The sequence below is a fragment of the Haloarcula sp. Atlit-47R genome, from assembly GCF_003665985.1.
Classification (GTDB): Archaea; Halobacteriota; Halobacteria; order Halobacteriales; family Haloarculaceae; genus Haloarcula; species Haloarcula taiwanensis.
On the sequence record NZ_QPLQ01000002.1, the window covers coordinates 652,540 to 677,503 of the forward strand.

General features: G+C 65.1%; 25 protein-coding genes and 1 tRNA gene. 15 read left to right on the plus strand and 11 right to left on the minus strand.

Annotated features, from left to right (window positions below; translation table 11 throughout):
- Positions 1 to 62 precede the first annotated feature (62 nt).
- A complete protein-coding gene (locus DVK00_RS11040; protein WP_101349239.1) occupies positions 63 to 791 on the plus strand; it encodes a TOBE domain-containing protein in 729 nt (242 codons plus the stop codon).
- A 32-nt stretch (positions 792 to 823) separates the two neighbouring features.
- Here DVK00_RS11040 and DVK00_RS21720 read toward each other — a convergent pair whose 3' ends face one another.
- The 4 genes from DVK00_RS21720 to arcS all read right to left on the minus strand — a co-directional run bounded on the left by DVK00_RS21720 (position 824) and on the right by arcS (position 4,431).
- The gene (locus tag DVK00_RS21720; protein WP_198560215.1) at positions 824 to 985 is read right to left on the minus strand and encodes a hypothetical protein; all 162 of its coding nucleotides are present in this window, start codon (positions 983 to 985) and stop codon (positions 824 to 826) included.
- A gap of 77 nt (positions 986 to 1,062) precedes the next feature.
- The gene (locus DVK00_RS11045) at positions 1,063 to 2,139 is read right to left on the minus strand and encodes an archaeosine biosynthesis radical SAM protein RaSEA (protein ID WP_101349238.1); all 1,077 of its coding nucleotides are present in this window, start codon (positions 2,137 to 2,139) and stop codon (positions 1,063 to 1,065) included.
- A gap of 38 nt (positions 2,140 to 2,177) precedes the next feature.
- A complete protein-coding gene (locus DVK00_RS11050) occupies positions 2,178 to 2,594 on the minus strand; it encodes a VanZ family protein (protein WP_101349237.1) in 417 nt (138 codons plus the stop codon).
- A gap of 49 nt (positions 2,595 to 2,643) precedes the next feature.
- On the minus strand, positions 2,644 to 4,431 hold the full coding sequence (gene arcS, locus DVK00_RS11055) for an archaeosine synthase subunit alpha (RefSeq protein ID WP_101349236.1): 1,788 nt from the start codon (positions 4,429 to 4,431) through the stop codon (positions 2,644 to 2,646).
- Positions 4,432 to 4,788: 357 nt separating this feature from the next.
- On the opposite strand from arcS, the gene DVK00_RS11060 reads away from it, so the two are divergent.
- Together DVK00_RS11060 and DVK00_RS11065 are read left to right on the plus strand one after the other, a co-directional pair.
- Positions 4,789 to 5,934, plus strand: coding sequence for an alginate lyase family protein (locus tag DVK00_RS11060; RefSeq protein WP_198560234.1), 1,146 nt, complete (start codon positions 4,789 to 4,791; stop codon positions 5,932 to 5,934).
- A 75-nt stretch (positions 5,935 to 6,009) separates the two neighbouring features.
- Positions 6,010 to 6,885, plus strand: coding sequence for an NAD(P)-dependent oxidoreductase (locus DVK00_RS11065; RefSeq protein ID WP_121536333.1), 876 nt, complete (start codon positions 6,010 to 6,012; stop codon positions 6,883 to 6,885).
- A 12-nt stretch (positions 6,886 to 6,897) separates the two neighbouring features.
- Here the strand turns inward: DVK00_RS11065 and tgtA are convergent, their stop codons facing one another.
- The 3 genes from tgtA to DVK00_RS11080 all read right to left on the minus strand — a co-directional run bounded on the left by tgtA (position 6,898) and on the right by DVK00_RS11080 (position 9,337).
- Entirely contained in the window at positions 6,898 to 8,370 is a 1,473-nt protein-coding gene (gene tgtA / locus DVK00_RS11070) for a tRNA guanosine(15) transglycosylase TgtA (protein WP_121577715.1), read from the minus strand.
- 119 nt (positions 8,371 to 8,489) lie between these two features.
- The gene (locus DVK00_RS11075; protein WP_121577716.1) at positions 8,490 to 8,747 is read right to left on the minus strand and encodes a hypothetical protein; all 258 of its coding nucleotides are present in this window, start codon (positions 8,745 to 8,747) and stop codon (positions 8,490 to 8,492) included.
- Between the two features lie 44 nt (positions 8,748 to 8,791).
- Positions 8,792 to 9,337 carry an NUDIX hydrolase gene (locus DVK00_RS11080; RefSeq protein WP_101349231.1) on the minus strand — a complete coding sequence of 182 codons (546 nt, stop codon included), beginning with the start codon at positions 9,335 to 9,337 and terminating at the stop codon, positions 8,792 to 8,794.
- A gap of 93 nt (positions 9,338 to 9,430) precedes the next feature.
- Here DVK00_RS11080 and DVK00_RS22270 point away from each other — a divergent pair, with 93 nt between their 5' ends.
- On the plus strand, positions 9,431 to 9,556 hold the full coding sequence (locus tag DVK00_RS22270; protein ID WP_255410414.1) for a hypothetical protein: 126 nt from the start codon (positions 9,431 to 9,433) through the stop codon (positions 9,554 to 9,556).
- Between the two features lie 15 nt (positions 9,557 to 9,571).
- On the opposite strand, the gene DVK00_RS11085 is transcribed toward DVK00_RS22270, so the two are convergent.
- Together DVK00_RS11085 and trmY are read right to left on the minus strand one after the other, a co-directional pair.
- Positions 9,572 to 11,656, minus strand: coding sequence for a hypothetical protein (locus tag DVK00_RS11085; protein WP_199722461.1), 2,085 nt, complete (start codon positions 11,654 to 11,656; stop codon positions 9,572 to 9,574).
- A gap of 126 nt (positions 11,657 to 11,782) precedes the next feature.
- Positions 11,783 to 12,379, minus strand: coding sequence for a tRNA (pseudouridine(54)-N(1))-methyltransferase TrmY (trmY, locus tag DVK00_RS11090; RefSeq protein ID WP_121511226.1), 597 nt, complete (start codon positions 12,377 to 12,379; stop codon positions 11,783 to 11,785).
- Between the two features lie 148 nt (positions 12,380 to 12,527).
- On the opposite strand from trmY, the gene DVK00_RS11095 reads away from it, so the two are divergent.
- From DVK00_RS11095 to DVK00_RS11105, 3 genes are all read left to right on the plus strand, one after another.
- Entirely contained in the window at positions 12,528 to 12,956 is a 429-nt protein-coding gene (locus DVK00_RS11095) for a nucleoside deaminase (RefSeq protein WP_121577718.1), read from the plus strand.
- A 99-nt stretch (positions 12,957 to 13,055) separates the two neighbouring features.
- Positions 13,056 to 13,472: a cyclic nucleotide-binding/CBS domain-containing protein gene (locus DVK00_RS11100; RefSeq protein WP_101349227.1), complete on the plus strand. Its 417-nt coding sequence runs from the start codon at positions 13,056 to 13,058 to the stop codon at positions 13,470 to 13,472.
- Positions 13,473 to 13,824: 352 nt separating this feature from the next.
- Entirely contained in the window at positions 13,825 to 15,345 is a 1,521-nt protein-coding gene (locus DVK00_RS11105; RefSeq protein WP_121577719.1) for a hypothetical protein, read from the plus strand.
- 188 nt (positions 15,346 to 15,533) lie between these two features.
- On the opposite strand, the gene DVK00_RS11110 is transcribed toward DVK00_RS11105, so the two are convergent.
- A tRNA-Pro gene (locus DVK00_RS11110) sits at positions 15,534 to 15,606 on the minus strand.
- Between the two features lie 96 nt (positions 15,607 to 15,702).
- Here DVK00_RS11110 and DVK00_RS11115 point away from each other — a divergent pair.
- The 7 genes from DVK00_RS11115 (at position 15,703) to DVK00_RS11145 (ending at position 22,789) form a co-directional block, all read left to right on the plus strand.
- Positions 15,703 to 16,164 (plus strand): GDP-mannose mannosyl hydrolase, encoded by a 462-nt coding sequence (locus DVK00_RS11115; RefSeq protein ID WP_101349214.1) that lies wholly within the window; start codon positions 15,703 to 15,705, stop codon positions 16,162 to 16,164.
- Between the two features lie 121 nt (positions 16,165 to 16,285).
- Positions 16,286 to 17,458, plus strand: coding sequence for an NAD-dependent epimerase/dehydratase family protein (locus DVK00_RS11120; RefSeq protein ID WP_101349213.1), 1,173 nt, complete (start codon positions 16,286 to 16,288; stop codon positions 17,456 to 17,458).
- A 2-nt stretch (positions 17,459 to 17,460) separates the two neighbouring features.
- On the plus strand, positions 17,461 to 18,393 hold the full coding sequence (locus DVK00_RS11125) for an NAD(P)-dependent oxidoreductase (protein WP_101349212.1): 933 nt from the start codon (positions 17,461 to 17,463) through the stop codon (positions 18,391 to 18,393).
- Positions 18,386 to 19,381 carry an NAD(P)-dependent oxidoreductase gene (locus DVK00_RS11130; RefSeq protein WP_121577720.1) on the plus strand — a complete coding sequence of 332 codons (996 nt, stop codon included), beginning with the start codon at positions 18,386 to 18,388 and terminating at the stop codon, positions 19,379 to 19,381. Before DVK00_RS11125 ends, DVK00_RS11130 begins: the two co-directional genes overlap by 8 nt.
- 48 nt (positions 19,382 to 19,429) lie before the next feature.
- Positions 19,430 to 21,763 (plus strand): STT3 domain-containing protein, encoded by a 2,334-nt coding sequence (locus DVK00_RS11135; protein WP_121577721.1) that lies wholly within the window; start codon positions 19,430 to 19,432, stop codon positions 21,761 to 21,763.
- A gap of 68 nt (positions 21,764 to 21,831) precedes the next feature.
- Positions 21,832 to 22,305 (plus strand): hypothetical protein, encoded by a 474-nt coding sequence (locus DVK00_RS11140; RefSeq protein WP_121577722.1) that lies wholly within the window; start codon positions 21,832 to 21,834, stop codon positions 22,303 to 22,305.
- Entirely contained in the window at positions 22,298 to 22,789 is a 492-nt protein-coding gene (locus DVK00_RS11145; protein ID WP_101349208.1) for a hypothetical protein, read from the plus strand. The genes DVK00_RS11140 and DVK00_RS11145 overlap by 8 nt, the downstream gene beginning before the upstream one ends.
- A gap of 5 nt (positions 22,790 to 22,794) precedes the next feature.
- Here the strand turns inward: DVK00_RS11145 and aglM are convergent, their stop codons facing one another.
- Positions 22,795 to 24,102, minus strand: coding sequence for a UDP-glucose 6-dehydrogenase AglM (gene aglM, locus DVK00_RS11150; protein WP_101349207.1), 1,308 nt, complete (start codon positions 24,100 to 24,102; stop codon positions 22,795 to 22,797).
- A gap of 88 nt (positions 24,103 to 24,190) precedes the next feature.
- Between aglM and aglF the strand changes: the two genes are divergently transcribed.
- Positions 24,191 to 24,946 (plus strand): UTP--glucose-1-phosphate uridylyltransferase AglF, encoded by a 756-nt coding sequence (gene aglF, locus DVK00_RS11155; RefSeq protein ID WP_121536325.1) that lies wholly within the window; start codon positions 24,191 to 24,193, stop codon positions 24,944 to 24,946.
- The last annotated feature ends 18 nt before the right edge of the window (positions 24,947 to 24,964 follow it).

A 24,964-nucleotide genomic window follows, 5' to 3' on the forward strand; every position in this document is an offset into this window, starting at 1 on the left:
CCCGGTGGGAGGCAGCGCTGATCGGTGGCAATACCTTTATCAGGGAACGACTATGTCAAAATATGGACGCGACTGCGGACGTCGAAGTGCAACTGGGGCAGGGCGACGTGGCGCTGACCGCCCGCGACCGGACGCTCCTGCAAGCGGTCGCCGCCCACGGGTCGCTGAACGCCGCCGCTGACGCGCTGGGCCGGTCCTACGCCCACGCCCAGCGCCGCATCGTGGAACTGGAAGACGCGTTCGGCCCGCTGGTCGACCGCAGTCGCGGCGGGAGCGGGGGTGGCGGCAGCGAACTCACGGACGCCGCCGAGCAACTGCTGGCCCGCTTTCAGCGACTGCAAGCGGAGTTCGACGGGGTAGCGACGGCAGCGGAGACAGTCCTGCAGGGGACGGTCGTAGACAGGGACGGGGAACTGGCGACCGTCGAGACCCCGTCGGGGACGGTCCGGGCTATCGTCGACACCGAGGCGGGTCCCGGCGACGCGGTGGAGGTCGGCATCCGCGCTGACTCGGTGACGCTGAATGCACCGCACGAGGCTCCCGAGCCAGCGGGGACGAGTGCGAGGAATCAATTCGCGGGCACCGTCGAGCGTATCGACGAGGGAACCGCTATCGCGCTGGTCGATCTGGCCGTCGACCCCGACACGACGCTGTCGGCACTTGTGACCGACACAAGCCTCGAGAAGCTCGACATCACTGCCGGCTCGGAGCTTGTCGCCTCGTTCAAAGCAACCGCGACCGTTGGCGTCATTTCCGCTCTCGACCAGTCACGGGCGGATGGGTCATCGTGAGCGAGCGGGGTGCGGTGGCTCCAGCGGGTGCCTCAGAGACCCCAGCCGGACGGCAGCAGGTCGGACTGACAGGTGCTGCAGGCGACCATCCCATCGCCGTCGATACACTGTCGCTGTTCACCGCACAGATCACACTCTGTGACCGTCCCGCGCGTGTTGAAGCTGCGCCTGTCCGGGTCACCGTTCGGGGTCATATCGAACAGTATTATGCGCGAAAGACGGATAAGCGTTGGTCGACAGGGCGTCACACGGATTCCGGTGCTCGGAGGCCCTATCGAGCGAGCGGAAGCGAGTAGCTGCGCTCGCGTTCGATGACAGCGTCCCACGTCGCCTCGCACTCACAGGACACCTGCTCGAACACCGACGGGTCCTGCCGGAGGTCGAAGTCCTTGATGGCCCGCTGGACCTTGTCATCGCACTCGCCGCAGTTGTGCGGGCCGCGGTCGCTGCCGTGGCCGACCGGGTCGGAGACGACGATGACGTCCTCGTCAGCGGTCGATTCTAGCACGTCGGCGACCGACCAGAGCCACGGCGGTCGGTAGCCGCCGTCGTGATACAGCTCCTCGACCATCGTGTATCGCTGGACGTTACAGGGGTTCATCGAGACGGTGTGACAGCCGTCGACGGCGGCACACCGACGCACCGACCGCTTCATGTCCTCGACGGCCTCGGCTTCCGAGAGGAACGGCGGTTTCATCAGCAGATACGCCTTGACGCCAGCGCCGGCCGCCTGTGCCGCTTCGGAAGCGTCCTCGAAGTCAGCGAAGTCGAAGTACTTGTTCACGCAGTCGTGTCGGACGCGGTCGGTTGCGGTCTCGAGGCCCACCGCCACGTCGGTCTCTAGGCCTACGTCGACGAAGTCACCGACTGTCTCCTCGTCGACGAAGTCGGGCAGGGACTCAACGACGATGCGCTCGCGGTCGGCGAACGTCTCGGCGATAGCCTGACGCGTCTCCGCCGGCACCTCGCGCTCGTCGAGGAAGCTCCCGGAGGTGTAGATTTTGATGAGTCCCGACGGCTCGTCGGCGTTCTCGGCCTCGTGGTCGAGGCAGTGCTGAATCTGGGCCATCAGGTCCTCGTGGGCGACGCTGCCGCCCTCGACGCTCTCGGCGACGTAGCCACACATCGTACAGCCGCCGGCGCGGGCCCACCGGCAGCCGCCGGTGTTCAGGATGATGGTCAGGCTCTGGTAGACGCCGTCGGGGGTGTTGTCCTCGTCGAGCCACACGCGGGTCGGCTCGCGAGGGTCGTACGTCGAGTCGTTGCGCGACCGGATGTCACGCATCACGGAGTTGTGGGCGTCCATGCCCTTGCCCTCCTCGTAGACCTCGGGACTGGGCTTGCTCATTAGGGCGGGGTAGCCGACGGCCGCGTAAAGCCGCTTCGTTACCGCCGAGCGGTCGGTTCGCTTCCGTCCGGAGCGGTGTCGGCGCGCCCGAGCGCCAGCCACAGCGCGCCAGCGAGCACCGCCCCGACGGCGTTGGCGAGGAAGTCAGCGCCGCTGAGTCCGCGTGAGGGCACGAGTCTCTGCAGGAGTTCGATGCCGGCCCCGTAGCAGACGGCGACTGCCACGAGCGCCGCGACGAGGGGGATCGAGCGGGCGCGGCGGCCCCACGCGAGCAGCGCCGTCAGAACCCCGTAGCTCAGCGCGTGGACCCACTTGTCGAGTGCGACGCCGAGCAGCGCGGGGACCTGCTCGCTCGCACCCTCGGGAACAGGGAGCAGCGAGGTGGCAAGCAAGACGAGCGCGAACCCCGCCGCCGGCAGGTAGCGTCGGTACCGGCACAGACGCGACCGTTCCATACCGGCGAGAGGGGTGCTCGGCAGATAAGTCGGGCGGTCAGCCCGCCGCTCACTGCTCTTCGACGTGGCGCATCTGCACTGCGATGCCCCGCGTCGAGGAGCGCATCTCCGGCCCGCTCATCTGGGCGCGGCCGACGCCGAAGGCCGCCTCGCCCTGAATCACCACGTCGTCGCCGACGCGGATGTCGTCGCTGGCGTCGGTGATGCCCGGCGCGAGCACGGAACCGTGGGGCACGAACGGCTCGATTTCGACGGTTTTGGTCGGCACATCGCTCTCGACCCAGCGGCGCGCCCCAGCGGTGGTCAAAGAGAGGACGCCGTACTGCTGGGCCAGGGCCGCCAGTTGCTCGCCGTCGGCGTCGTCGGCCCGCAGTTGGGGATACCGGCCCTGCGTCGAGAGGTCGTCGAACAGTTCGTCGCCCGCGCCTTCGCCGAACTGGTAGTCCGCGACAGCGCGGATGGTGTTGTGCTCGCGCTCGCGCTTGGGGTAGCGGTCCCACCCCTCCAGTTCGGCGGCGAGGTTGCCGAGGGAGTCGGCCGTCGTCGGGTGGTCGGTGACGGTGTAGGTGAACTCGCGGCCCAGCGAGTCGGCGACGCGCTCGCAGATGTCGCGGTAGCCCTCGCCGGGTACGTGGGCGATAATCTCGGGGTAATCAGTGCCTTCTAAATAGCGTTCGAGCACGCGGCTGACGAACTCTATTTCGGTGGCGGTCCAGTTACCCGTCACGACGGAGTCGTAGTGCTGGGCGGGGTAGGTGAGTTCGAGTTCCTGCGGGACGACGCCGATTGGCGAGGTCATCGAGACGACGTGGGCGCGCCACTTGATGGCGTCGTGGTACTGCTTGTGGCTCTGGGAGTCGCTGTAGGGCTTGCGCGCCGAGCAGGGCACCAGCACGAGCGGGCGGTCGTCGAACCGCGGGACGTAGCGGTCGGTGATCCGCTCGGCGAACCGCTGGATTTCGACCCGCCGGAGCGAGTCGTCGCTGGCCGCCGAGAGGTCGGCCCGCCGGATGAGCGGCGTGCGCTCTTCGAGGTAGCCGTACTCCTGGTCAAGCCGCCGGAACGTCGCGGTGAGCCAGTTGTCCTGTCTGGCCTGTCCCTCGACGTAGTCGCGGAGGCGACCGTCGCGAATCCGGCGGCGAACGCGCCGGAGTTCCGCGGCCAAGGCGTTGACGTTGTGCTCGACGCAGTCCTCGCGGTCGAACGCCTCGCGTGGCTGTTGGCAGGCCGGACAGGCACACGGCAGTTCATCGAGGTCTTCGAGGAAATACGCCTCGTCAGTCGTGAGATACCGGCCCTCGGTCCCGCGGATGACGGCGCGGTCGGGGTCCACGAGGTCGACGCCGGCGTAGACGAGTGTCGCGACGTTTCGCGGCGTGGCGACGCCGGGCAGGTAGAGCGCGGTATCAGCCGGGATACGGTTCCGGACGGTCGTGACGGCGTCGACGAACGCCGACGCGTGCCCGACGTAGCCGGGTGCGCCGGCGAGCACGTAGGCGTCGCTGCCGTGGTCGGCCGCGGTGTCGGGCGAGACGACGGCCGCGCTCGGGAACGCGACATCGGGATAGTCGACGGCGAAAGCCTCTGCGACTTCGTCCGGCGTGCCGGCGGGCAGGCCGCGGTGGGGGAGGACGGTGAGCAGGGACTCGTCGCCCTCGGGGTCGTCCTGTGGCGTCGGCCAGCGGCTGCCGGCGTCGTCGAGGACGTGTCGACAGTCGCCCGGCGTCGCCGTGTCCACGTCGTCGACCAGCGCCGGCGTCGTCACGGGGTCGGCGAGGCGCAACGCACCCACTCGCGCGGCGCTGTCGCGCTCGTGGACCTCGAAGTAGTCGGTCATGCAATGGCGTCGGCCACGCGCAACCAACTATCTTGCCTTTGGGCCAGCGCCGTCGACGGGACCCGTAGCTCTCATGTCGCCGTGTCAGCCCGGTCGGCACGCGTCACCCAAACGGGGCGCTATCTGCCGATTAACCGCATCCTAACTAACCATGTCGGGGACAGTTGGTCACCCGTGCAGCGACAGACTCGACGAGACGTGTTGTTCGCCCTCTCGGGGACAGCCGTGGCGCTGAGTGGCTGTTCGACCGACCTTTCGTCGGGAGACACGGACGCCAGAGCCGCCCCGCAGGAGACCGAACCGACGCCGACCGAACCGGCAGCGGTCACCGAACCGACAGATGACAGCCGGCCCGCGATGTTCGTCCACCTCGACACGCTGTCTGCGATACAGTCCCGCGTCGAGGACGGCGACAGCCCGTGGACGGAGGCCCACGAAGCCTTCATGGAAGACGTTCGCGAGGCGATGGCCGCCGCCCCGGAGAGCGTCACGGACAACGGCGACGGCCACGAGTTCAAAACGAAAGGACCCGAAGACCCCACGGAACGCAAGGACTACGTTGCCGCCATCAGGACGGGTGACCGCATCCGTGACCTCGGCCTCGCCTACCAGTACACCGGCGCGGACCAGTACGCCGAGAAGGCAATCGAGCTGCTGGACCACTGGTTCCTGCGTTCGGAGACCTACATGGCACCGGTGAAAACGAACGGCATCGAACAGTTCATCACGCTCCCCAAAATGTGGTGGGGCGCGGAACTCGTTCGAGGCCATGAAGCGTGGAACAGCGACAGCGTCGGCACGGAGGCCGACCTGCGGGCGTGGGTCCGGACGTTCCTCGACGACGTCGGCCACGGCATCCCGACGGCGATGGGCCAGCAGAACATCTTCAACTGGAAGGAGATGACCCACGCCGCCGGGTCGGTGTATCTCCGGGACTGGGACCGGTTTCGGGACGCGATACAGCGGAACCGCGAAGACGGTTTCAGACAGCTCCGCGAAGACGGTCTGCTGGAAAACGAAATCATTCGCGCGTCGAGCCTGGCGTACTCACTGTACGCGGCGAAGGCACTGGTCACCGCCGCGGAACTCAGCCGTCTCTATGCCGACAGGCTCGACGGGCCCACACTGTACGAGTATCAGAAGTTCGCAGGCGACAGGGGTGCTATCGAGCGTATTCTCGACGCCCACGCGCCATACGTGGCCGACCCGGCGGCCTGGGAGGCGATGGGCGAGGACGACCCCGACCGGTTCGTCAACAGTGACGGCTTCCCCGCCAGAAAGCAAGAAGCTGCGTCCTCGCTGTACGAGGTAGCCTACTCGTACTACGAGAAAGACACGTATCTGGAAGCACTCAAACAGAGCGGCCAGCCGGTCAAGAACGTCCCGACGTACGTCTCGGCGCAACAGGCGGCAATCGACAACCCCGACCGACCGCATCGGGACGAACGTATCCTCGGCTGGACGACGTTCACGCACGGTGAGCGGTTCCGGCTCGACCTGTAGCGAGTCAAATATGCACCGTGCCCGGTGACACGGCGACACCGCCACGTTTTGGATGTCAGCGACGACAAGTCCGGTATGGATGTTGTCGTGACCGGCGGCCGGGGGAGTTCCGGGCGCTGGGTCGTCGACCGGCTCGCCGAACCGCACGACGTGACCGTACTCGACCGCCGCCTCCCGGACGGCGGGGGCCATCCGGAGGTCGACTACCGGGCGCTTGACCTCACCGACGCCGGGAGCGTCTTCGACTCGCTCACCGCCATCGACCCCGACGCGGTGGTCCACTGGGCGGCGATTCCGGTGGCCGGGACCCACCCCGGCGTCGACCTGTTCCGGAACAACGCGCTCGCGGCACACACCGTCCTCTCGGCGGCCGGCCGCGTCGGCGCTGACGTGGTCCAGGGCTCCTCCGACGGCGCGTACGGCTTCTTCTTCGCCGAGGAGACCCCTGTGCCGGACGAGCTTCCGATTACCGAAGCCCACGCGCGCAGACCCGAAGATGACTACGGGCTCTCGAAGGTCGTCACCGAGGAGATCGGGAAGGCAATCGCCCGCCGTGACGGCGTCTCGGTGGCCTCGATTCGCCCCTCGTGGATACAGATTCCCGGCGAGTACCCCTGTCGGGCCCCGGAGTACGTCGACGACCTGGCGGCCGGCGCGGGCAACTACTGGTCGTACGTCGACGTGCGGGACGTGGTCGACCTCGTCGAGGCCGCGCTCGCGGGCGCGGTCGAGGGCCACGAGGCGTTCAACTGCGTCGGCCCGGACAACGCGCTCGGTCGGCCGCTGGTCGAACTCATGCGGGAGCACTACGGCAGGGTTCCGGACGACTGCACGGTCGAGGGGGACGCTGCAGCGTACGCGACGGCGAAAGCCACAGCGATGCTGGGCTGGGAGCCGACCCGTTCCTGGCGCGAGGCGGCCGACGAAGACGTAGACGTGCCGACAGTCTGAGGCGGGTGGCGCTCAGTCGCGGGCGTGCAGGTCCCGCAAGCGGACGCGGTCGGGCACGCGGTCGAGCGCCGTCGCCGGCCAGTCGTCGTGGACCAGCGTGAAGGACACGTCGAGGTGGAGGTCGACCAGCCGCCGAACACCGTCCGCCGCGGCCTCGTAGGCCGCCCGGTCGGTCCGGTCCGGGACCTCCGCGGTCAGGGGGTACGTGTCCGCGAGTTCGCGGGGATACGGGCCGAACGGCGGCAGGATGCCCCAGCTCTCGTCGTACTGTGCACTGGAGCTTCCTTCGGTCAGCAGGACCTCGTCGCCCTCGACCGGGAGGCGCTCCAGTCGGTCCTGATGGCGTCGGACCTCGGGCCGGCGAGCGCTTTCATTCGAGGTGTAGAAGAACGCGTCCTTCGAGACCGGATCGGTGCGTTCGAGTTGCTCGGCGTGGTCCAGCAGCGCGCGGTAGCCGTCGAGCATCGCCGGATGGCCGCGGGCGCGACTGTCGACCAGTTCCAGGAGATTCCCCGAGCGAATCGCCTGTTTGACCGTCCGGATTTCGCCGTAGGTGACATGCAGGTTGTGCCGGGCGAGCAGTTCCTCGCGCCCGTCGGCGTCCATCGCGTCGAGTTCAGCCGGCGTGTGGTCGGTACAGACCGGGCAGTGACACGGGAAGTGACTCAGTTCGTCAAGCAGTTCCGTTCCCTGCACCGTGAGATACCGGTCGTCGCGGGCGTACAGCGCGTACGCCGCCGAATCGAACAGGTCACAGCCCAGCGCCGCTGCCATCGCAAACATCATCGGGTGGCCCGCGCCAAACAGGTGGACCGGGCCGACCTCCCCTAGCCCGCGCTTGCAGGCCGCGACGACATCGGCGAGGTCGGCGTAGCGGTACTCGTTCATCAGCGGGACGACGGCTCCCAGCGGGAACACGTCAAGTCCCGTTGAGACAGCGTCCGCTGCGGCCCGCTCTCGCAGGTCCGGGTAGGTCGCCCCCTGGACTGGCGCGCTGACGAGCATCTCGCCGGTGTCAACGGTGGCAGCGTGTTCGAGCCGTTCCTGTGTCGTTTTGAGTTCCTCAGTCGCCTGCTTGCGGTCCACATCGGGCGGCGTCGGGATATCTACCGGCGTCCCGATGTCCGAGCCGATCTCGTGCTGGAACTCCAGAATCTCCTCGGTGGTCACGTCGATGTCGCCGTACTCGGCAAGCTGGAAGGAGCCCGAGTCGGTCATAATTGCCCCATCAAACCCGAGCAGACCGTGCAAGCCCTGCTCCAGCACCGGCTCGCGGAGGTCGTCAGAGCCATGCAGGATGTAACTGTTCGTGATGAGTATCTCCGCCCCGAACTCCGACGCCAGCGTCGCCGGTTCGACCGTCTGGACGTGGGGGTTGACCACCGGCAGGATAGTCGGCGTCTCGACGGTGACGCCGGCCCGTGGCACCGTTAGCTCGCCCAGCCGGCCCGCTGCGTCGTACTGGCGGACCTCGAAATTCGTCATTACACGTCGTCGTCGGTCGGCGCGCCTAAGCGTTGTGTTCGCCCGTGACTGGCTATTCGTCGCTGGCAGCGGCCAGAACGGCGGGAGGGTCGAGCGACGCCCCAGCTGGCACAGCGCCGCTATTCGTCGGGCTGTTCCGCCCCGCCGGGTACCAGTTCACGCTCGGGCCGGTAGACGGTCCCGGAGTCTTCGTCGGCGACGTACGCCTGTGACGTCCGGAACATATCGACCACCTCACTGCGGGACGCGTAGGCGTCTTCGACGAGTTGGTTGAGCAACTCCGCCCGCGAAATCGGCTGCCCGGTCCGACGGCGGACGGCCGCGCGCAGTTTATCCAGCCGGCGCTCCGTCTGTTCGTCGAGTGCAATCGAATCCATATGATAGACGATACCACTCCACAGGATTTCAAACTGTCGTCAGTTCAGCGCTCGAACAGGGCATAGTACATGATACCGACGGCGGACCGACTGTCACGGAGCGTACCGTCTCGCACTGACTGGACCAGCGAGTCGAAGTCGGCAGTGTCGACCCGAATCGATTCGTTGTGGTCGAGGTCTTGATCGGCCGTGGACTCACAGCCGCGTGCGACGTAGTAGTGGAACACGTAGTCGGTGTTTCCGTTGGCCGGTTCGCCTGTGTAGAGGTGGTCGAGCGACGCCGCTTCGTAGCCGGTTTCCTCGCGGAGTTCGCGGGCAGCGGCGACGCTCGGGTCGTCATCTCCGTCTTCCATCGTCCCGGCCGGCAGGCCGCGATTGACCCGGTGGACCGGCTGTCGCCACTCCTCGATAACGACCACGTCACCGTCGGCGGTGAACGGAAGCACGATGACGCTCTCGCCGTGCTGTACGTAATCAAACTCTCCCTCCGTGCCGTCGGGCAGGCGCACGTCCTCACGGATGACATCGAACCCCGGACAGGCGTAGGCGGTTTCGGCATCGAGCGTCTCCCAGGTGAGTTCGTCGTCCATACCAGCAGTGTGACCCCCACCGCCAAAATCAGCAGGGGTCCACGAGTATGCAGGCACTAGACCGATACAGCGTGGTGTGGCAATGTATTTGAAATGAGGATATCGACCATCGGCCTCTTGCTCGGCGTCGTATTGTTTGTTCTCCCAGTGCCCGGCACGTTCATCGCCGGGGGACTGGTACTCGTCGCGGGCGCGCTGGCGCGGTGGTTCGGCCTCTGAGAACGGGGCGGGAGCTTACAGTTTGTCGGCGGCCTGTGCCTGCTCGGCCCGACGGTCGGCCTGTTCGAGGCGTCGCCGGGCCGCGTTCGACAGCGGGTCCGAGAGGTCGTCGCCGGCGTCCTCGATTCTGGCCGCGACGCGCTGGAGCCGGTCGGCAACGGTCTGGAGTTGCTTGTCAGCGTTCCCGCGGTCACCCGCTTCGGCGCGTTCCGTCGCCCGCCGAGCAGCCTCGACGACAGCGGCGAGCGCCCGTTCGAGACCCTGGATAGCGTTCTCGGAGCCACCGCCGTTTCCGGGGTTGTCGTCATCGTCCATCTCGTCGAGTACCGCTTGGCGCGTCTCCGCTGCGATGTCGACAAGGAACGATGCTAACGAGGCTTTGCCAGTTCGGGGCTGTTCGATTCGGGCGGCAACGTCCGCGGCGGGGTCGGGATTCACCCGGAACGCACCGATCTCGTCGTCACGGTCCCGGACCTCCGTCGTGTATGCGCCACCGCCGTGGACGTAAACGGCGTCGGGTTCCGACAGCGGGGCGTCGTACAGCCGACCGGCGAAGTCGTCCTCGACGGCGAGGTCCGTGAGGTCGCTGTCGGCTCCCGACGGGTCGACTTCGAGACGGGTGGCGTTCTCGCGGGCGACGAGCGGCACCTCGCCGTCGACGCCGGCCCGCGTCGGCCCCTCTGCGTCGCCGGTTTCCGGAACTGACACCGACTCGCTGTGTGGCGCGACACCGGCCCCGTTGACGGTGAACCGATGTTCGCCCGCGGGCACGTCCTGCACCACGGCCAGGCCCGCGAAGGTCGGGACGGCCTCGGGGTCGCTCTCCAGTAGGGCGACGGACTCAACGGCGGTGTCCTCGGTCGTAAGCCCCTCGTTCTCGGGCGCGTCGTCGTTCGAGACAGCTTCCGAGAGGCTGGCGACGACGGTGCGTATCTCCGCCGGCGCGCCGATGGCGTCGTAGCGCTCGGCCAGCGCCGCCCGGTGGTTCGGCTCGGAGATGTCCGCGGCGGGGTTGTCGTACCGGGGCTGGTCCCAGGGCGCGCCGGTCGTCGTGATGTGGCCCGCGACGGCGTCCTCGGCGAACTGGGGCACGGCGAACTCGAAGCTCAACTGCGGCCCGGTGAAATCGGCGATGTGCTCCAGTTCGCTGCTCGATACGAGGTCGTACTCGATGTCCGGGTCGGCCTCGCCGCGGTCGGTGTGTTGGAAGACGAGGCCGGTCTCCCGCGTCGGCAGGTCCGTCGGCGGTGCCGAGAGGCTGTCGAACGAGCGGAGGGTCAGCCGCTCGGGAACGAGGTCCTCGCGGCTGACCGACGGCAGCCGCTCGTGTTCGTACAGCGGCGCGCCCTCGTACTCCGGCACGAGGTAGGGGAGCCGCGAGCCCTCGTCCCGCGGGAGCCCGTAGGCGACCGGAATCTCCGCGAGGTCTTCGATGGTCTCGACGGCGCTGTTCGTGATGTCCGCGAACCGGTCGCCCTCCGGCAGCCGGGTGAACCGGTCGCGGGCGTCGTTGACCGACAGCGCGCTGGAGTGTGATCCCAGCTCCGAGAGGATGCGCGGCACCATCTCCGGGTCCGGGTCCAGGAACTCGTTGTTGGGCACCTTCCGGGAGTGGGAGCTGGCGACGTACAGCTGCGGGTCGCCCGACTCCGTGTCGACGAACACGTGCAGGACCTCCCAGTCGTGCCAGTGGAAGTTCGTCGTGAACTGGTCGAACGCCGAGTAGAACCAGAACTGGACGACGGCAAGCGGCGACTGCTCGTACTCAACGACGTGGTAGAACACCGTCGGGGCCGGCGGCTCGCCGTCGGTCATCCGCTCATGGTACCCGTCGAAGGCGTCGAACCCGTTGACGACGGTCTCCCCGTCCTGTTCGCTGGTGTAGGGCCGCGGGTCCGTCGGGAACCACGGCTCCGCCCGGTCGAAGTATAGCGTCGGCGCGAACCGCTGGGCGAGCTCCGCGGCACGGTCGCCCTCGACTGTCGAGGCCGCGTCGTCACTTTCGCTTTCGAGCGCCGAACAGCCGGCGACCGACGCGACACCGGTCCCGGCGACGGTCTGCAGAACCGCACGACGGGACAGATGTTCCCGGTCGGTCATCGGTCCCTCACCGCTTCGATACGTCGTCGGACAGCGCGACCCGTCGCTGTCTCCGAACCCAAGAATTCCATACGCCATTCAGCGAACCGCGGATAAAAACCCTTCTGGCGGTCTCCCGGTGTCCAGTCAGTACTGCTCAAACCCCGCCGTGTCCAAGTAGTTGTGCGCGACCGTAATCGAGTGGTCGGCATGGAGGGCCCGTGGCCCGAGTGAGACGCGCTCGTCGGCCCGGTCGGCCAACAGCGCCGCTTCCTCATCCCGGAAGTCGTGGTGGTCCGAGAGGACGAACACCGGGTTCGACGGCGGTGCAACGTCGACGACCGGGTCGCCGTCTTCGTGCAGCTGGACGACGGTTCCGCGGCGTGCCACGTCGTCGAGTGTCCCCTCGAACCCCCGGCGTGTGAGCGACACGCCGGGCGAGGTTTCGACCGGGATGTGACCGATTGCTTCCGCGCGCTCTTCGAGGGCCTTGCGCATCAGCGCTGCCGTGGACCGTTCGTCGGGGTTCAGCCGGCGGAGGTCGCTCCCGTCGAACGTGACAGTGTACTCATCCGCCAGGATCAGGTGAACTCGAACGTCTTCGCGGATGGCGTGGCTCAGGAAGAACGCGCTGGTGACACACCGACAGAGCACGTCGAGCCGGCCGGCAGCGCCGGCCAAGTCGTCGAGCGAGAACTCCGGCGTCGTCGGGGCGTCGTGGCCGATGATGACGAACTGGCGCATACGGGTCCGAAGCCGGTCAGAGACTTACGTGCATCGACCGCGAAGCCGGCTGCACCCATTCGTGTCGACGAGGGGTCAGAGACCGCGTGTGTCCACTGTTGAGGTCACCCTGCCGTGCCGATTTTCCACTGCGGGTCGAAACGCCGTTATGCCCGTTTCAGCGTTCGACGAGTTCGACCACGAAGCGCATATGCAACGCGCGTTCGAGCGGGCTCGGGCCGCTGTCGACCGCAGCGACCGGCCGTTCGGGTCTGTGCTCGTTCGTGACGACGAGATCGTCATGGAGGCGTCGAACCGCGTCCGCACTGAATCGGATGTGCGACGCCATCCGGAACTCCAACTGGCGCACCGAGCAATGCGCGAGTGTGACTCAGACGAGCGCGCGAAGATAGTGCTGTACACGAGCACCGAGCCGTGCCCGATGTGCGCCGGCGGACTCCGGTACGCCGGCCTCGGCAAAGTCGTGTACAGCGTCAGCAGTGAGGAGATGAACCGTTTCAGCGGCCACGAGGTGTCCGTTCGCTCTGGGCAAATTCTTTCCAGCGTCACCGAGGTCGTGGGGCCAATATGTCAATAGGCAGGACTGTCAATTCACGAGGACTTTGACTGGTAAGGCCAGTTCGGCACCGATTTCGGGAGTCAAATGACTTATGATGTTCGTTTGCTAACTAATGGTATGAATTCACTTGACACACCGGTCGAGCAGGTGATGACAAAGCCAGTAAAAACCGTCGACCGCGAGCTTTCCGTCCGAGACGTTTCGAAACTCCTTGCGTCGGAGGCGGTCGGTTCTGTCGTCGTTGAAACCGAATACGGGCAGGGCATACTCACGAAAACGGACATCATTACCGGCCTCCGCGATGGCATCGACCCGGATACGACGCCGGTCGGTGACTTGATGACAACGCCCGTGAAAACCATCGAAGCCGGTGCCCCGCTAGAGGAGGCAATCGATACGATGGTCGAGCATAGCATCAAGCGCCTCGTGATCGACGGACAGACTGACGGCGTCGGTATCCTCACGACCACAGACGTGATGCAGGAGCTGTCGCCCGACCTGGACCGCGTCGTCGAGATGTTCGCCGAAGGGTGACAGTCACAGGTCGAGAGGTGTTGAAATCGTTTAGCTAGCCAGCGCGTAGCGGTCGCAATGACTGGCACCCATGCTGGACCGGCGACAGGCAGGCGAACGTCTGTGTCCAGTGTTGCCACCCGTACCGCGAGATACAGCGTCTCACGAGCATGGTCAACCGCTGTCCGACGTGTTTCGAAGCCGCACCGTCTGGCGGTCACACAGAGGGCACTGTAGGTAACGTCAGTGAGAAGTGTCACAGTCCTCGCCATCGATGCGGCGGGCGAGTATCGACGGATCCAGATACCGGAAACGCTACAAACGCTGTCTAAGCGTCCAGAAAGGGTTTATCAGGAGCGGCGAATCGCTACCTGTGCGCAGACGTGCCCTCCTCGCGTCGGTCCCGGGAGCGCTGGCCGGACTCACCGGCTGTTCGTTCGGCACTCTTGACTCAGACGAGACTGGTGACGTAACGCCCGCCCCGCGCCCGACGCAGTCAGCGACCGATGCGAACGACAGCGGGACAGCGACGCCGACAGACGCCGGCGACCCGCCGCGACCGGACGACCCGACGACTGTCATCGAACTGGAAACCGGGCCGCGAACCTACGCCCTCAGTTCGCCGGGACTCCACACCGACGACGGGGCGCGAGTCGGACTCTGGTTCGACCAGACGGCGACCGACGACCATCCGGCCACGATTCGCGGCTGGCTCCAGAACGGCAACGAGTTCGAGAACACGTTCAGGATTGAGTGGATCCCGGGCGTCGGACAGACACACAGCCGCCAGCCCGGCAGCTACAGCCACGAAGCCCGCCTCCATTTCGCGCCCACGGATAACAACGACCTCGCCGACGAAGTGCCCTCACTCGGCCGAACAGACGAGGGATACTGGCGCGTCAACGACGTCGGGCCGTGGATGCCTGACACCCACCGACTGGCCCCTGGAGACTGGGTCCAACTGGAGTACGCCCTTGTCGGCGAGCCGGGTCAGTTCGAGCGGCCGACCGGGACCTACGAGTTCCGCGGCCGGGACGGCCCACTCTCGCTCTCCGTCTGGGATACGCGAAGACCCGGCCCGGAAACAGAGTCCAGGTTCACTGGCCGCTCGCTCCCGTCGTTTCCCGACGACGACGGTATCCAGTGGTTCCACAACGCAGATAAGACGACCCCGGCCTTCGTTCGGCCCAGTACTGAGCGGGCGGAACTTGATGCACAGGTCGGTTTCGAGATGGTCAATAACAGCCACGAACGACTGCAATGTGGCCACTGGAACCTCTACAAACTCGTCGATGCCGAATGGTTCCACATCGCACCAACAGTCCACACCACGGACTGTCGCCTCCTGTCACCGGGCCGCCAAGAACAGTGGGGACTCCGGGCGTTCAACGGCCAGGCAGTCGGATGCAGCACCGGCGACTGCCACTGTGACGGCCTCACGCAGGCTTACCTCGGCGGCGGCGAGTACGCCGTCGTCGCCGGCTACGGCCACGCGACTGCCAACAGCGGTGCGCTGTTCGAATTGGTCGGCGACCGCGCTACCGTGACGCCAACCGACAGCGTGTCGACGGCGCGCGACGGCGACACTGTCACCGTGACGACTGACCATCACGGCGATAGGGCGCGTCCTGCCGACGCGACGTTCTCGCTGACTCGCACCGACAGCGCGGGCGAGCGGGTTCTCGCCGAACAGGTGATGGCGAGCGATCGGTTCGCCACGTCGGACGGCGGGCTTCGCAACGCACTCCCGTTCCTAACAGACGATGTATCCCGGGTCGTTGTCGAGACTGACGAGCGGGCTGTGGACGACGTTCTCGGATACGATTCCAACAGTCGACGGTTCCAGTTCCGCGGACAGGCGTACGAGGCCACGCGGGGCCGGGTCGACAGCTGATACGAGTGTGGTGACCTCTTTGCTTCTCAGTACCGTAGTTGAAAAAGTGGGCCGGCGCGAATGTCGAACACGGGAAGACGGTCGCTCACTTCGTTCGCGCTGCGACTTCCCTGCTCGAATTCTCGGAGCCATTTCCTCACAACGGACACTCGTCGCTGTCGCTCCTCGTGATTGCGTTGCGATAGAAATGGGCCGGCGCGAATTCGAATCGCGGTTACGGCCACCCGAAGGCCGAAGGATACCAGGCTACCCCACCGGCCCGTGCGATAGCAATCGGAAAGAGGACAGGGTCGGTTTTAACGGTTGCGAAACAGCGAGAAGCGGAGCGGTTTCACCGGTAGCCCGCAAGGGCGAAGTATGGACCGCCACGACGAACGCATTCCGACGGAGACGTTCGCCACCTGTCTCGACAACATGCCCCAGCCCTGTGTCGACCTCGTCGTTGAGTACGAGGAGGGTATCTTACTCACACGGCGACAGAACGAACCAGCCAAAGGCGAGTGGTTCTGGCCGGGGAGTCGCCTCTACAAAGGAGAGCGACTGGACGACGCGGCGGTGCGCATCGCCGAAGAGGAACTCGGTCTCACATCGGTTGCGACGGAACGGCTCGGCGTCAGCGAACACTTCTGGGACGCGTCGTCCGTCGATGGCGTCGCATCCCGGCACACGATACCGGTTGTGTATCGAGTCGTACCCGAGGACGGAGCAGAGATAGCACTTGACGACCAGCATGACGCCTATCGCGTCGTCACGGAACCACCGGCGGACGCGAACCAGTACGTCACAGAGTACTTCGAACGGTTCGACGTCGGCCAGTAGAGGAGGAATTGCTGTTTTGAGGACGAATGCGTGTCTGATGAGCGGGCAGGCTGTACAAGACTAGCAGGCAACCGAACAGAAGATTGATTACGCGCCGCAGTTACTCACTATCTGAGTAACCATGACCATCCTCATCACTGGCGGCGACGGCTACGTCGGGTGGCCGGCCGCGCTGCGAATCGCAGACCGGACGGACGACAGAGTGCTGCTTGTCGACAACTTCGCCCGAAGAGAGTGGGTCGAAGACGTGGGCGCGACGAGCGCGACACCGGTGGCCAGCATCGATGAGCGCCTCGACGCGGCCCGCGAGGTCCACGGCCTGACGAACCTCTCCTTCGTCGAGGGCGACCTCGCCGAGAAGTCCTTTGTCGACGAACTCTTGGCGGTCCACGAACCCGAGGTCGTCGTCCACACCGCCGCCCAGCCCTCCGCGCCGTACTCCCAGATCAACGGCGAACGGGCGAACTACACCCAGCACAACAACCTTCAGGCGACGCGGAACCTCCTGTGGGGCCTCGACGAGCACGACCTCACGGACACCCACTTCGTCGAGACGACGACGACCGGCGTCTACGGCGCGCCGGAGTTCCCCATCCCCGAGGGCGGCGCGACGATGGAGAACCAGGACGAGCGCGACGACGTGCCCTTCCCCAACATGGGCGGGAGCTGGTACCACGCGACGAAGGGCTTCGACGCACAGAACATGCGGCTTGCCCACACGCAGTTCGACATCCCGATCTCGGACGTTCGCACGGCCATCGTCTACGGGACTGAGACCGAGGAGACCCGCGCGGACGACCGGCTCAAGACCCGCTTCGACTTCGATTACTACTTCGGGACCGTCACGCACCGCTTCTGTGCGCAGGCGGTTGCGGGCTACCCGGTCACCGTCTACGGCAAGGGCGAGCAGCGCAAGCCGTTCATCTCGCTGGAGGACGCCGTTGAGGGGCTGGCGGAAGTCGCGCTGGCCGACCCCGACGACCGACCGGACGGGCTGACCGTCTATAATCAGGTCACGCGCGCGATTAGTATCGTCGAAATCGCCGAGACCATCGCGGACGTGGGCAGCGAGTTCGACCTCGACGTCGCCGTCGAGCACTTCGAGAACCCCCGCGACGAGGACGAGACCCACAAGATGGAAATCGAGAACGACCGCTATGCCGACCTCATCGGCGGCCAGTCACAGTCCTTCGAGGACGGCGTCGCCGACATCTTCGAGACGCTGACCCGCTACGCCGACACCATCGAGGCCCACGAGGACCGGTTCCTGCCGGGCGTTCTCAGCGAGGACTGACGATGGACGTGCTGGTCACCGGAGCCTGTGGCTACATCGGTAGCGCGCTGCTCCCGCTGTTGCGCGACGACGACCGTGTCGACAGCGTCGTGGTCTTCGACGACCTTTCCTCAGGGTCGCCGCGCGCGTTGCTGGGGACGCTCGGGGACGGCCTCGAATTTCGGCGGGGCGACGTCCGCGAGTACGGCGACGTGGAGAGCGTCATGCGCGGCGTGGACCGCGTCATCCACCTCGCGGCCATCACCGGCGCGTCGAGCACCCACGAACGCCGTGATGAGACGTTCGCCATCAACTACGACGGCACCGAGAACGTCCTGACCGCGGCGGGCAAGCTCGGCGTTGATCACGTCGTCTTCGCCTCCTCGTGTAACGTCTACGGCCGCGCGACCAGCACCGACATCGACGAGACGGTTGACCCTGACCCCATCAACCCATACGCGGAGACGAAACTGGAGTCCGAGACGCTGCTCCGGGAGTACTGCGAGGAGTTCGACATGACCGGCACCGCCCTGCGGATGGCCACGAACTTCGGCCACTCGCCGGGCATCCGGTTCAACCTCGTCGTGAACTACTTCGTGTTCCGCGCGCTCACCGGTCGCCCGCTCACCGTCTACGGCGACGGCTCGAACTGGCGGCCGTTCATCCACGTCCGGGACGCCGCCCGCGCCTACGCGGCGGCCGCATGCGAGCCCGAGTCCTGGGATAAACCCGTCTACAACGTCGGCTCGGCGGCCGGGAACTACCGGATAGCCGAAATCGCCGATATCGTCGCCGACGAGGTCGCGCCGGTCGACGTCACATATCTCGAAGATGAGCACCCCGGGCCGTCCTATCACGTCAACTTCGACCGACTGGGTCGGACGGGCTTCGAACCATCGTGGACGCTCCGCGAGGGCGTCCGCGACCTCGCGGAGAAATTTACCACCAATGTCTGAAACAGAACCTACCAGCGAGACGCCCAACATCGCCGTCACCGGCGGAGCGGGCTACATCGGCAGCCGCGTCATCCACGAACTACAGCAGGCCCACCCCGACTGGAAAATCACCGCTATCGACAACTTCTATCTCGGGACCGTGCAAACCGTCGGCGGTGTCGATATCGAACACGTCGACATCCGGAACCGGGACCGTCTGGAGGCGGCGCTAGACGGGGCCGACGTCGTGATGCACCTCGCCGCGATTTCCGGCGTCGACGACTGCGAAGCAAAGCAGGATCTGGCCTACGAGGTCAACGTTCAGGGAACTGACAACGTTGCTTGGTTCTGTCGCAAGACAGGCGCAGCGCTAATTTTCCCATTCTCGATGGCGGTCATCGGCGACCCACAGGAGTTCCCTATTACGGTCGATCACCCACGGGACCCGCTGAACTGGTACGGCCAGACGAAACTACTCAACGAACGCGATATCGAAACGTACGCCGCCGGCGCGTTCCCCGCCCACCAGTTCATGATATCGAACCTCTACGGCAGCCACGAGATAGACGGCCAGACCGTCTCGAAGGGGACCGTCATCAACTTCTTCGTGAACCGAGCACTCGCTGGCGAGACGCTGACCGTCTATGAGCCCGGGACGCAGTCCCGGAACTTCATCCACGTCAAGGACGTAGCCCGGGCCTACGTCGATAGCTGCGAACGACTGCTAGAGCAACTGGACCGCGGTGAGACCGGCGTCGAGAAATACGAGATCGCTAGCGACGAGGACCCGGGCGTTCACACCGTCGCCGAACTCGTCAGCGACATCGCCGCCTCAGTCGCTGACATCGATACCGACGTGGAACTGGTCGAGAACCCGCGGGGCGACGACGAGACGCTCGTCGATTCGTTCCCGGTCGACACTGACCGTACGGCTGACGTGCTGGGCTGGACCCCGGAACACGACGTAGAGTCAGCGATTCGGGCGGCACTGGAATCGGCGACCACGTAGACATCGAGTCCCGATGGATTTATTCGCCAGACCGGAAAGAGAAGAGACATGAGCGACACGCCCGGGGCGGGAGCGGTACTCGATGACCGGCCCGAGCTACGAGATGCGACAGAAGCGGTTCTGGCCGTCGACGACGAACAGGACGGCTGGACGTTCGATGACATCCCTATCGATTCGGGGCAGTTCGGCGAACTCGTCTCCGCGGGCATCGTCGAGAAAGACGGTGAGCAGTATCGAGTCGCCGATCCAGACGCTGTACGGGCCGCGCTCAACGGCGAGCCTGAGGCCGGTAGCGACAGCGGACACGGGCTGGCGCTCGGTGACGCACTGCGTTTTGATTTCGACGCGCGAGCAACCGGATTGCTCGTCGCCGCCCTATCGGTCGTGCTCGTCGCCCGAACCTACATCATCGGGTCAGTATATCGTGACGGCGATATCGTTCTCTCGAGCAACGACCCCTATTATTACAGATACCACGTCGAACAGGTCGCGGCGAACGCCGGCAGCGCGGCTGATTTCGGGGCGCTCTCCGTGCTTCCGGACGCAGTGACCAAGGGAGAGCCGCTTATGATCGCGACACTCTGGTTGGTTTCCAGCCTCTTTGGCGGGAGCAAGGAAGTTATCGGCCACGTTCTCGCCTGGTATCCAGTCGTGTCGGCACTCGTCACGAGCGTCCTGCTCTATCTGCTCGCAGTTCGGGTGTCCAGCGACCGGCGTGTCGGCCTCGCAGCGGTTCTGTTCCTCGCGTTTATGCCGGGCCACGCCTTCCGGACCAGCCTGGGTTTCGCGGATCACCACGCCTTCGATTATCCTTGGCTGGGACTCTCCGCCCTTGCACTCGTCATCGCGCTAACGACGGCCACGAATCGAACGTCGCTTCGTCGACCACAGCCGTGGATTGCCGCGGTCGGCATCGGTGTCGGGACTGCCGGCCAGGTGCTCGCGTGGGAGGCCGGGCCGTTGCTTGTCCTGCCGGTCAGTCTGGTGGTGCTGGGACAGACACTGCTGGATGTCTCGAACGACCGGTCGGCACTGGTCAGCAACGCGCCGGTCCTTGCAGGCGTTAGCTTCGGTGCGACACTCGCCTGGAGTGTTCATACTGTCACCGGCTGGCAAACTGCGCTCGTCACTAGCGCGCCAGCACTACTGACGCTGGGTACTGTCGTCGTCATTGCGACAGCAGAGGTAGCCCGGCGCTTCGGTGGTACTGTCGGACAACTGGCTGTGGTCGATCTCGGACTTGGCGTCGTTGGCCTCCTCGTCTTCCGCTTTGGCTTCACCGAACAGTGGGACACGTTCAATAGCCGGCTCGACTTGTTGTTTCGATCCGACGCAATCGCCGAGACGTACGGCCTGTTCAGCACGGACGCCTTCGGCTTCCTGTTCCTGCTCGGTCTGACGTTGTTCCTGGCGCTTCCGGCAATGGTGTGGGGACTCGACCTCGCGCGGAGCGACCAGAGCGGCTGGCTCGTCGCCAGTAGCTACGTCTGGGTGCTGTTCGGCCTCGCCATGATTCAGGTCCGTTTCGTCGGCGAACTGGCCACGTTTCTCGCGCTGTTCGCTGGCCTCGCGTTCATCTGGGTCGCCTCGTGGGTTGAGCTCGCCCGACCGGTCCTAGCGACCGGGGATCGGGACCTGCGAGACGTGCTCGTTCCGGACACCCGCGCGGTTGCGTCGCTGTTCGTGCTGTTCCTGTTGTTCGGGTCCCTCGGGATCGTGCAGGTCCCTGTGAAGACGAGCCAGGTACTCGTCGAGGACGGGACGTACGACGCGGCGACTGCAATCGAAGCCGACGCCGCCGAGCGGGGACTCGAATACCCCGAAAACTACGTCCTCAGCCGCTGGGGACAGAACCGCGTGTACAACTACTTCGTTAGTGGCGAGTCACGGAGCTTCAGTTACGCCCGCCAAAGGTACGGGCCATTCGTCGCAGCAACGGACCCCGATGCGGCCCACGGTCGGATTTCCAACCGAGTCGGGTATGTCGTAACGACAGCGACCGACATCGAGGAACCGGCCACGATGTACGCTCGGCTACACCAGCACTTCGGAAGCCGTAACGGAAATGTGGACGGACTGGCCCGTTACCGGCCGCTCTTCGCGAGCGAAGACGGGAGCCACAAGGCGTTCGCGGTTGTTCCGGGTGGAGAGATACGGGGGACTGCGGCCCCGAATTCGACCGTCTCGGTCGTAACGACCATCACTGTTTCGGACAGAGAAGTCGACTACGAGCGCCAGACGACGGCCAACCGGAATGGTGACTTCACTGTTACCGTCGCAAACCCCGGGACGTACGCCGTGACTACCGATAGCGGGAATAAAACGTCCGTCGAAGTCACCGAAGAAATGGTGTACAGTGGCGGCAATATCACTGTCGAGTGATCTTGGAGACAGACACGCTGTGGGTCTGAAGCGAAACGACCATTGTCCTCACCGAAAGAACAGATGGTGTGCGCGTCTGGGTTCGTGTCGGCATCGTGCTTGTGCTGTGTGTGACACTCGGAGGACTGTTCGTCCACGCGGAGATAACAGAGGACGAACGGTCACCGTATCCAGATGCTGCGGACCTTTCGACCGGGTACGAGTCGTACGTCGGACAGCAACTCATGGTGTTTGGAACAGTGACAGAGACCGGCGACGGCGAGCTGTATATAAAAGTCGAGGGCGACGGGACGGCAATCACACTCAGAGTCACTGAGACGAGCACAGCCGTCGAATCAGGCGGCGTCGTCCAAGTGTACGGGACGGTCGGACCAGAGCAAACGATAGCGGCCGAGCGCGTCGAAGTCGTCAACAGCAGCCGGTGGGCCGAACTCTACAAGTACGGCGCCTCGGCTATCGGCGCGCTCGGATTCCTGCTGCTGTTCTTCCGGTACTGGCGCATCAATCGAGACACGTGGACGCTGGAGGCCCGCAATGGCTGACCTGCTGACACATCTGCTCGCTCCGTACATCCTTCTCACGGTCGCGAGTTGGCGCGTCGACTGGCTCGACCAGCGCTGGGTCGTGGTTGGGATGGGTGGTGCGGCGATTCCGGATGTAGTGAAAGTCAGAATCGTGGTGAACGAAGAGACAGTCGGAGCACTTCTCGGCGTGCCGTTCACCTACATGCCCCTCTCGACACTCGGCGGAGTTCTGCTACTGGCCGGTCTTATCACTGTCGCGTTCGAGCGACGGTACTGGGGACGGGTGTTCGGCCTCGTGACGTTCGGCGGTCTCACCTCGCTCCTGCTCGATGGGCTGCGGGTGTACGCCGACGGTCGGGCCAGCGCCTGGCTGTATCCGTTCACGAACTGGCGGCCGCCGACACCGAGCCTGTACGTGTCTTCGGATCCGACCGTACTCGTCGTAGCGCTTCTCGCGGCCGGTGCGGTCGCCGTCCTCGACAGGCGAGTACGACGTGACTGAGTTGGCTACCAGGTCAACCCTTCGTAGGTGATGCCGTCCCGGCGCTTGATGATGCGGCGGCCGTCGACGACGACGGGGTCGGCCATCTCGTCGAACTCGGCGTCGAGCGCCGCGAACTCGTCCCAGTCGGTGACGACGACAGCGCCGGACGCGCCGTCGAGGGCGGCCGCCGGGGAGTCGGCGTACTCGATGTCGGGATAGCGCTCGCGCATGTTCTCGGTCGCCACGGGGTCGTAGGCGACGACATCGGCACCCCGCGTTTTCAGTCCCTCGATGACCGGTGCTGCCCGCGTGTTCCGGATATCGTCCGTCCCGGGCTTGAACGCCAGTCCGAGCACAGCGGCGCGTTTCCCAGACACGTCGACATGGTCATCGAGGAGGGAAAGGAGGCGCTCTGGCTGACCGTCGTTCAGCTCAACGGCCGCAGAGAGGACTGTGGGGTCGTAGCCCTGCTCCCGCGCCGCGGCGATGATGGCGTCGGTGTCTTTCGGGAAGCAACTGCCGCCCCAGCCGACGCCACTGCGGAGGAACTGCTCGCCGATGCGGTCGTCGAGACCGATGGCGTCGGCCACCTCGTAGGCGTCGACGCCGAACTCCTTGCAGATGTTCCCGATGTCGTTGATGAGGCTAATCTTCGTCGCCAGGAACGTGTTGTTGGCGTACTTTATCATCTCGGCCTCGGCGATACCGGTCTCGACGACCGGCACGTCGTCGTCAGCGGCCTCACGTAGCGGTGCATAGAGGTCATGGAGGAGGTCGGTCGCGCGGTCGTCGTCCGTCCCAAAGACGAGTTTGTCGGGGTTCAGGAAGTCCGCGACAGCGGTCCCCTCACGCTGGAACTCGGGATTGGAGGCGACGAGGAAGTCCGTGCCGCGTTCGAGACCGGCGTCGGCGATACGGAGAGCGAGGCGGTCTTCGGTCGTGTTCGGAACGACAGTCGACTTCGTGACGACAAGGTGTGGGTCCGCTGCCGCGTTCTCAGCGCCAGCCAGCGCCTCGCCGATGGATGCCGCACCGGCTTCCATGAACTGGAGGTCGATACTCCCGTCGTCGTTCGAGGGCGTCGGGAGCGCTAGCATCGTCAGGTCAGTATCGAGAATCTCGGCGTAGTCGGTACTTGCCCGAAGGCGACCGCCGCCATGTTCAGCGACGAGTTCGTCGAGTCCGGGTTCGTGTATCGGCGACTCGCCGTCGTTTACCGCGTCGACAATATCCTCGTCTATATCTATCGTTACGACTTCGTGTCCAAGGTCCGCAAGACACGCCGCGACCGTCGTCCCAACGTATCCGCTTCCGACAATACTGACGTTCATCAGGAGACGATAGTCGAGAAGCGGATATTATAATTCGGGTCTTATAATTCGACAAGAGTTTTATCGGACGGCCAACGAATTGAGATATATGAAAGCTGTCGTACTCGCCGCTGGCGAGGGGACCCGTCTCCGTCCGCTGACCGAAGACAAGCCAAAGGGAATGGTAGAGGTCGCGGGGAAACCGATCCTGACCCACTGCTTCGAGCAGTTGATCGAACTGGGTGCCGACGAACTTCTGGTAGTTGTCGGCTACAAGAAGCAGGCCATCATTAATCACTACGAAGACGAGTTCGAAGGCGTCCCGATCACCTACACCCACCAGCGCGAGCAGGACGGCCTCGCCCACGCGCTCCTGACCGTTGAAGAGCACGTCGACGACGACTTCATGTTGATGCTCGGCGACAACATCTTCGAGGCGAACCTCCAAGACGTCGTCAACCGACAGGCGGAGGAGCGTGCCGACGCCGCCTTCCTCGTTGAGGAAGTTCCCTGGGAGGAGGCCGGGCGCTACGGCGTCTGTGACACCAACAAGTACGGCGAGATAACCGAAGTCGTCGAGAAACCGGAAGAGCCGCCATCGAATCTGGTGATGACCGGGTTCTACACCTTCACGCCGGCCATCTTCCACGCCTGTCATCTGGTGCAACCGTCTAATCGCGGCGAGTACGAGATCAGTGACGCGATTGACCTCCTGTTGCACTCCGGGCGAACGATCGATGCGATCCGCATGGACGGCTGGCGAAACGATATCGGTTATCCCGAGGACCGCGACGAGGCCGAAAAGCGGCTACAGGGCGAGATTAACCCAGAGATGGCCGCCGAAAACATCGCCGCAAGCGAGTGAGCGACGAAACCGTATCAT

Bases quoted from the DNA above. Each gene is read 5' to 3' on its own strand.
- DVK00_RS11100 (WP_101349227.1), top strand. From the start codon at position 13,056: ATGAATTCACTTGACACACCGGTCGAGCAGGTGATGACAAAGCCAGTA.
- DVK00_RS11045 (WP_101349238.1), bottom strand. From the start codon at position 2,139: ATGAGCAAGCCCAGTCCCGAGGTCTACGAGGAGGGCAAGGGCATGGAC.
- DVK00_RS11080 (WP_101349231.1), bottom strand. From the start codon at position 9,337: ATGGACGACGAACTCACCTGGGAGACGCTCGATGCCGAAACCGCCTAC.
- DVK00_RS11060 (WP_198560234.1), top strand. From the start codon at position 4,789: ATGTTCGTCCACCTCGACACGCTGTCTGCGATACAGTCCCGCGTCGAG.
- trmY (WP_121511226.1), bottom strand. From the start codon at position 12,379: ATGCGCCAGTTCGTCATCATCGGCCACGACGCCCCGACGACGCCGGAG.
- DVK00_RS11065 (WP_121536333.1), top strand. From the start codon at position 6,010: ATGGATGTTGTCGTGACCGGCGGCCGGGGGAGTTCCGGGCGCTGGGTC.
- DVK00_RS11040 (WP_101349239.1), top strand. From the start codon at position 63: ATGGACGCGACTGCGGACGTCGAAGTGCAACTGGGGCAGGGCGACGTG.
- DVK00_RS22270 (WP_255410414.1), top strand. From the start codon at position 9,431: ATGAGGATATCGACCATCGGCCTCTTGCTCGGCGTCGTATTGTTTGTT.
- DVK00_RS11095 (WP_121577718.1), top strand. From the start codon at position 12,528: ATGCCCGTTTCAGCGTTCGACGAGTTCGACCACGAAGCGCATATGCAA.
- DVK00_RS11125 (WP_101349212.1), top strand. From the start codon at position 17,461: ATGGACGTGCTGGTCACCGGAGCCTGTGGCTACATCGGTAGCGCGCTG.
- tgtA (WP_121577715.1), bottom strand. From the start codon at position 8,370: ATGACGAATTTCGAGGTCCGCCAGTACGACGCAGCGGGCCGGCTGGGC.
- DVK00_RS11085 (WP_199722461.1), bottom strand. From the start codon at position 11,656: ATGACCGACCGGGAACATCTGTCCCGTCGTGCGGTTCTGCAGACCGTC.
- DVK00_RS21720 (WP_198560215.1), bottom strand. From the start codon at position 985: ATGACCCCGAACGGTGACCCGGACAGGCGCAGCTTCAACACGCGCGGG.
- DVK00_RS11130 (WP_121577720.1), top strand. From the start codon at position 18,386: ATGTCTGAAACAGAACCTACCAGCGAGACGCCCAACATCGCCGTCACC.
- DVK00_RS11050 (WP_101349237.1), bottom strand. From the start codon at position 2,594: ATGGAACGGTCGCGTCTGTGCCGGTACCGACGCTACCTGCCGGCGGCG.
- DVK00_RS11120 (WP_101349213.1), top strand. From the start codon at position 16,286: ATGACCATCCTCATCACTGGCGGCGACGGCTACGTCGGGTGGCCGGCC.
- arcS (WP_101349236.1), bottom strand. From the start codon at position 4,431: ATGACCGACTACTTCGAGGTCCACGAGCGCGACAGCGCCGCGCGAGTG.
- DVK00_RS11135 (WP_121577721.1), top strand. From the start codon at position 19,430: ATGAGCGACACGCCCGGGGCGGGAGCGGTACTCGATGACCGGCCCGAG.
- aglM (WP_101349207.1), bottom strand. From the start codon at position 24,102: ATGAACGTCAGTATTGTCGGAAGCGGATACGTTGGGACGACGGTCGCG.
- DVK00_RS11145 (WP_101349208.1), top strand. From the start codon at position 22,298: ATGGCTGACCTGCTGACACATCTGCTCGCTCCGTACATCCTTCTCACG.
- aglF (WP_121536325.1), top strand. From the start codon at position 24,191: ATGAAAGCTGTCGTACTCGCCGCTGGCGAGGGGACCCGTCTCCGTCCG.
- DVK00_RS11075 (WP_121577716.1), bottom strand. From the start codon at position 8,747: ATGGATTCGATTGCACTCGACGAACAGACGGAGCGCCGGCTGGATAAA.
- DVK00_RS11115 (WP_101349214.1), top strand. From the start codon at position 15,703: ATGGACCGCCACGACGAACGCATTCCGACGGAGACGTTCGCCACCTGT.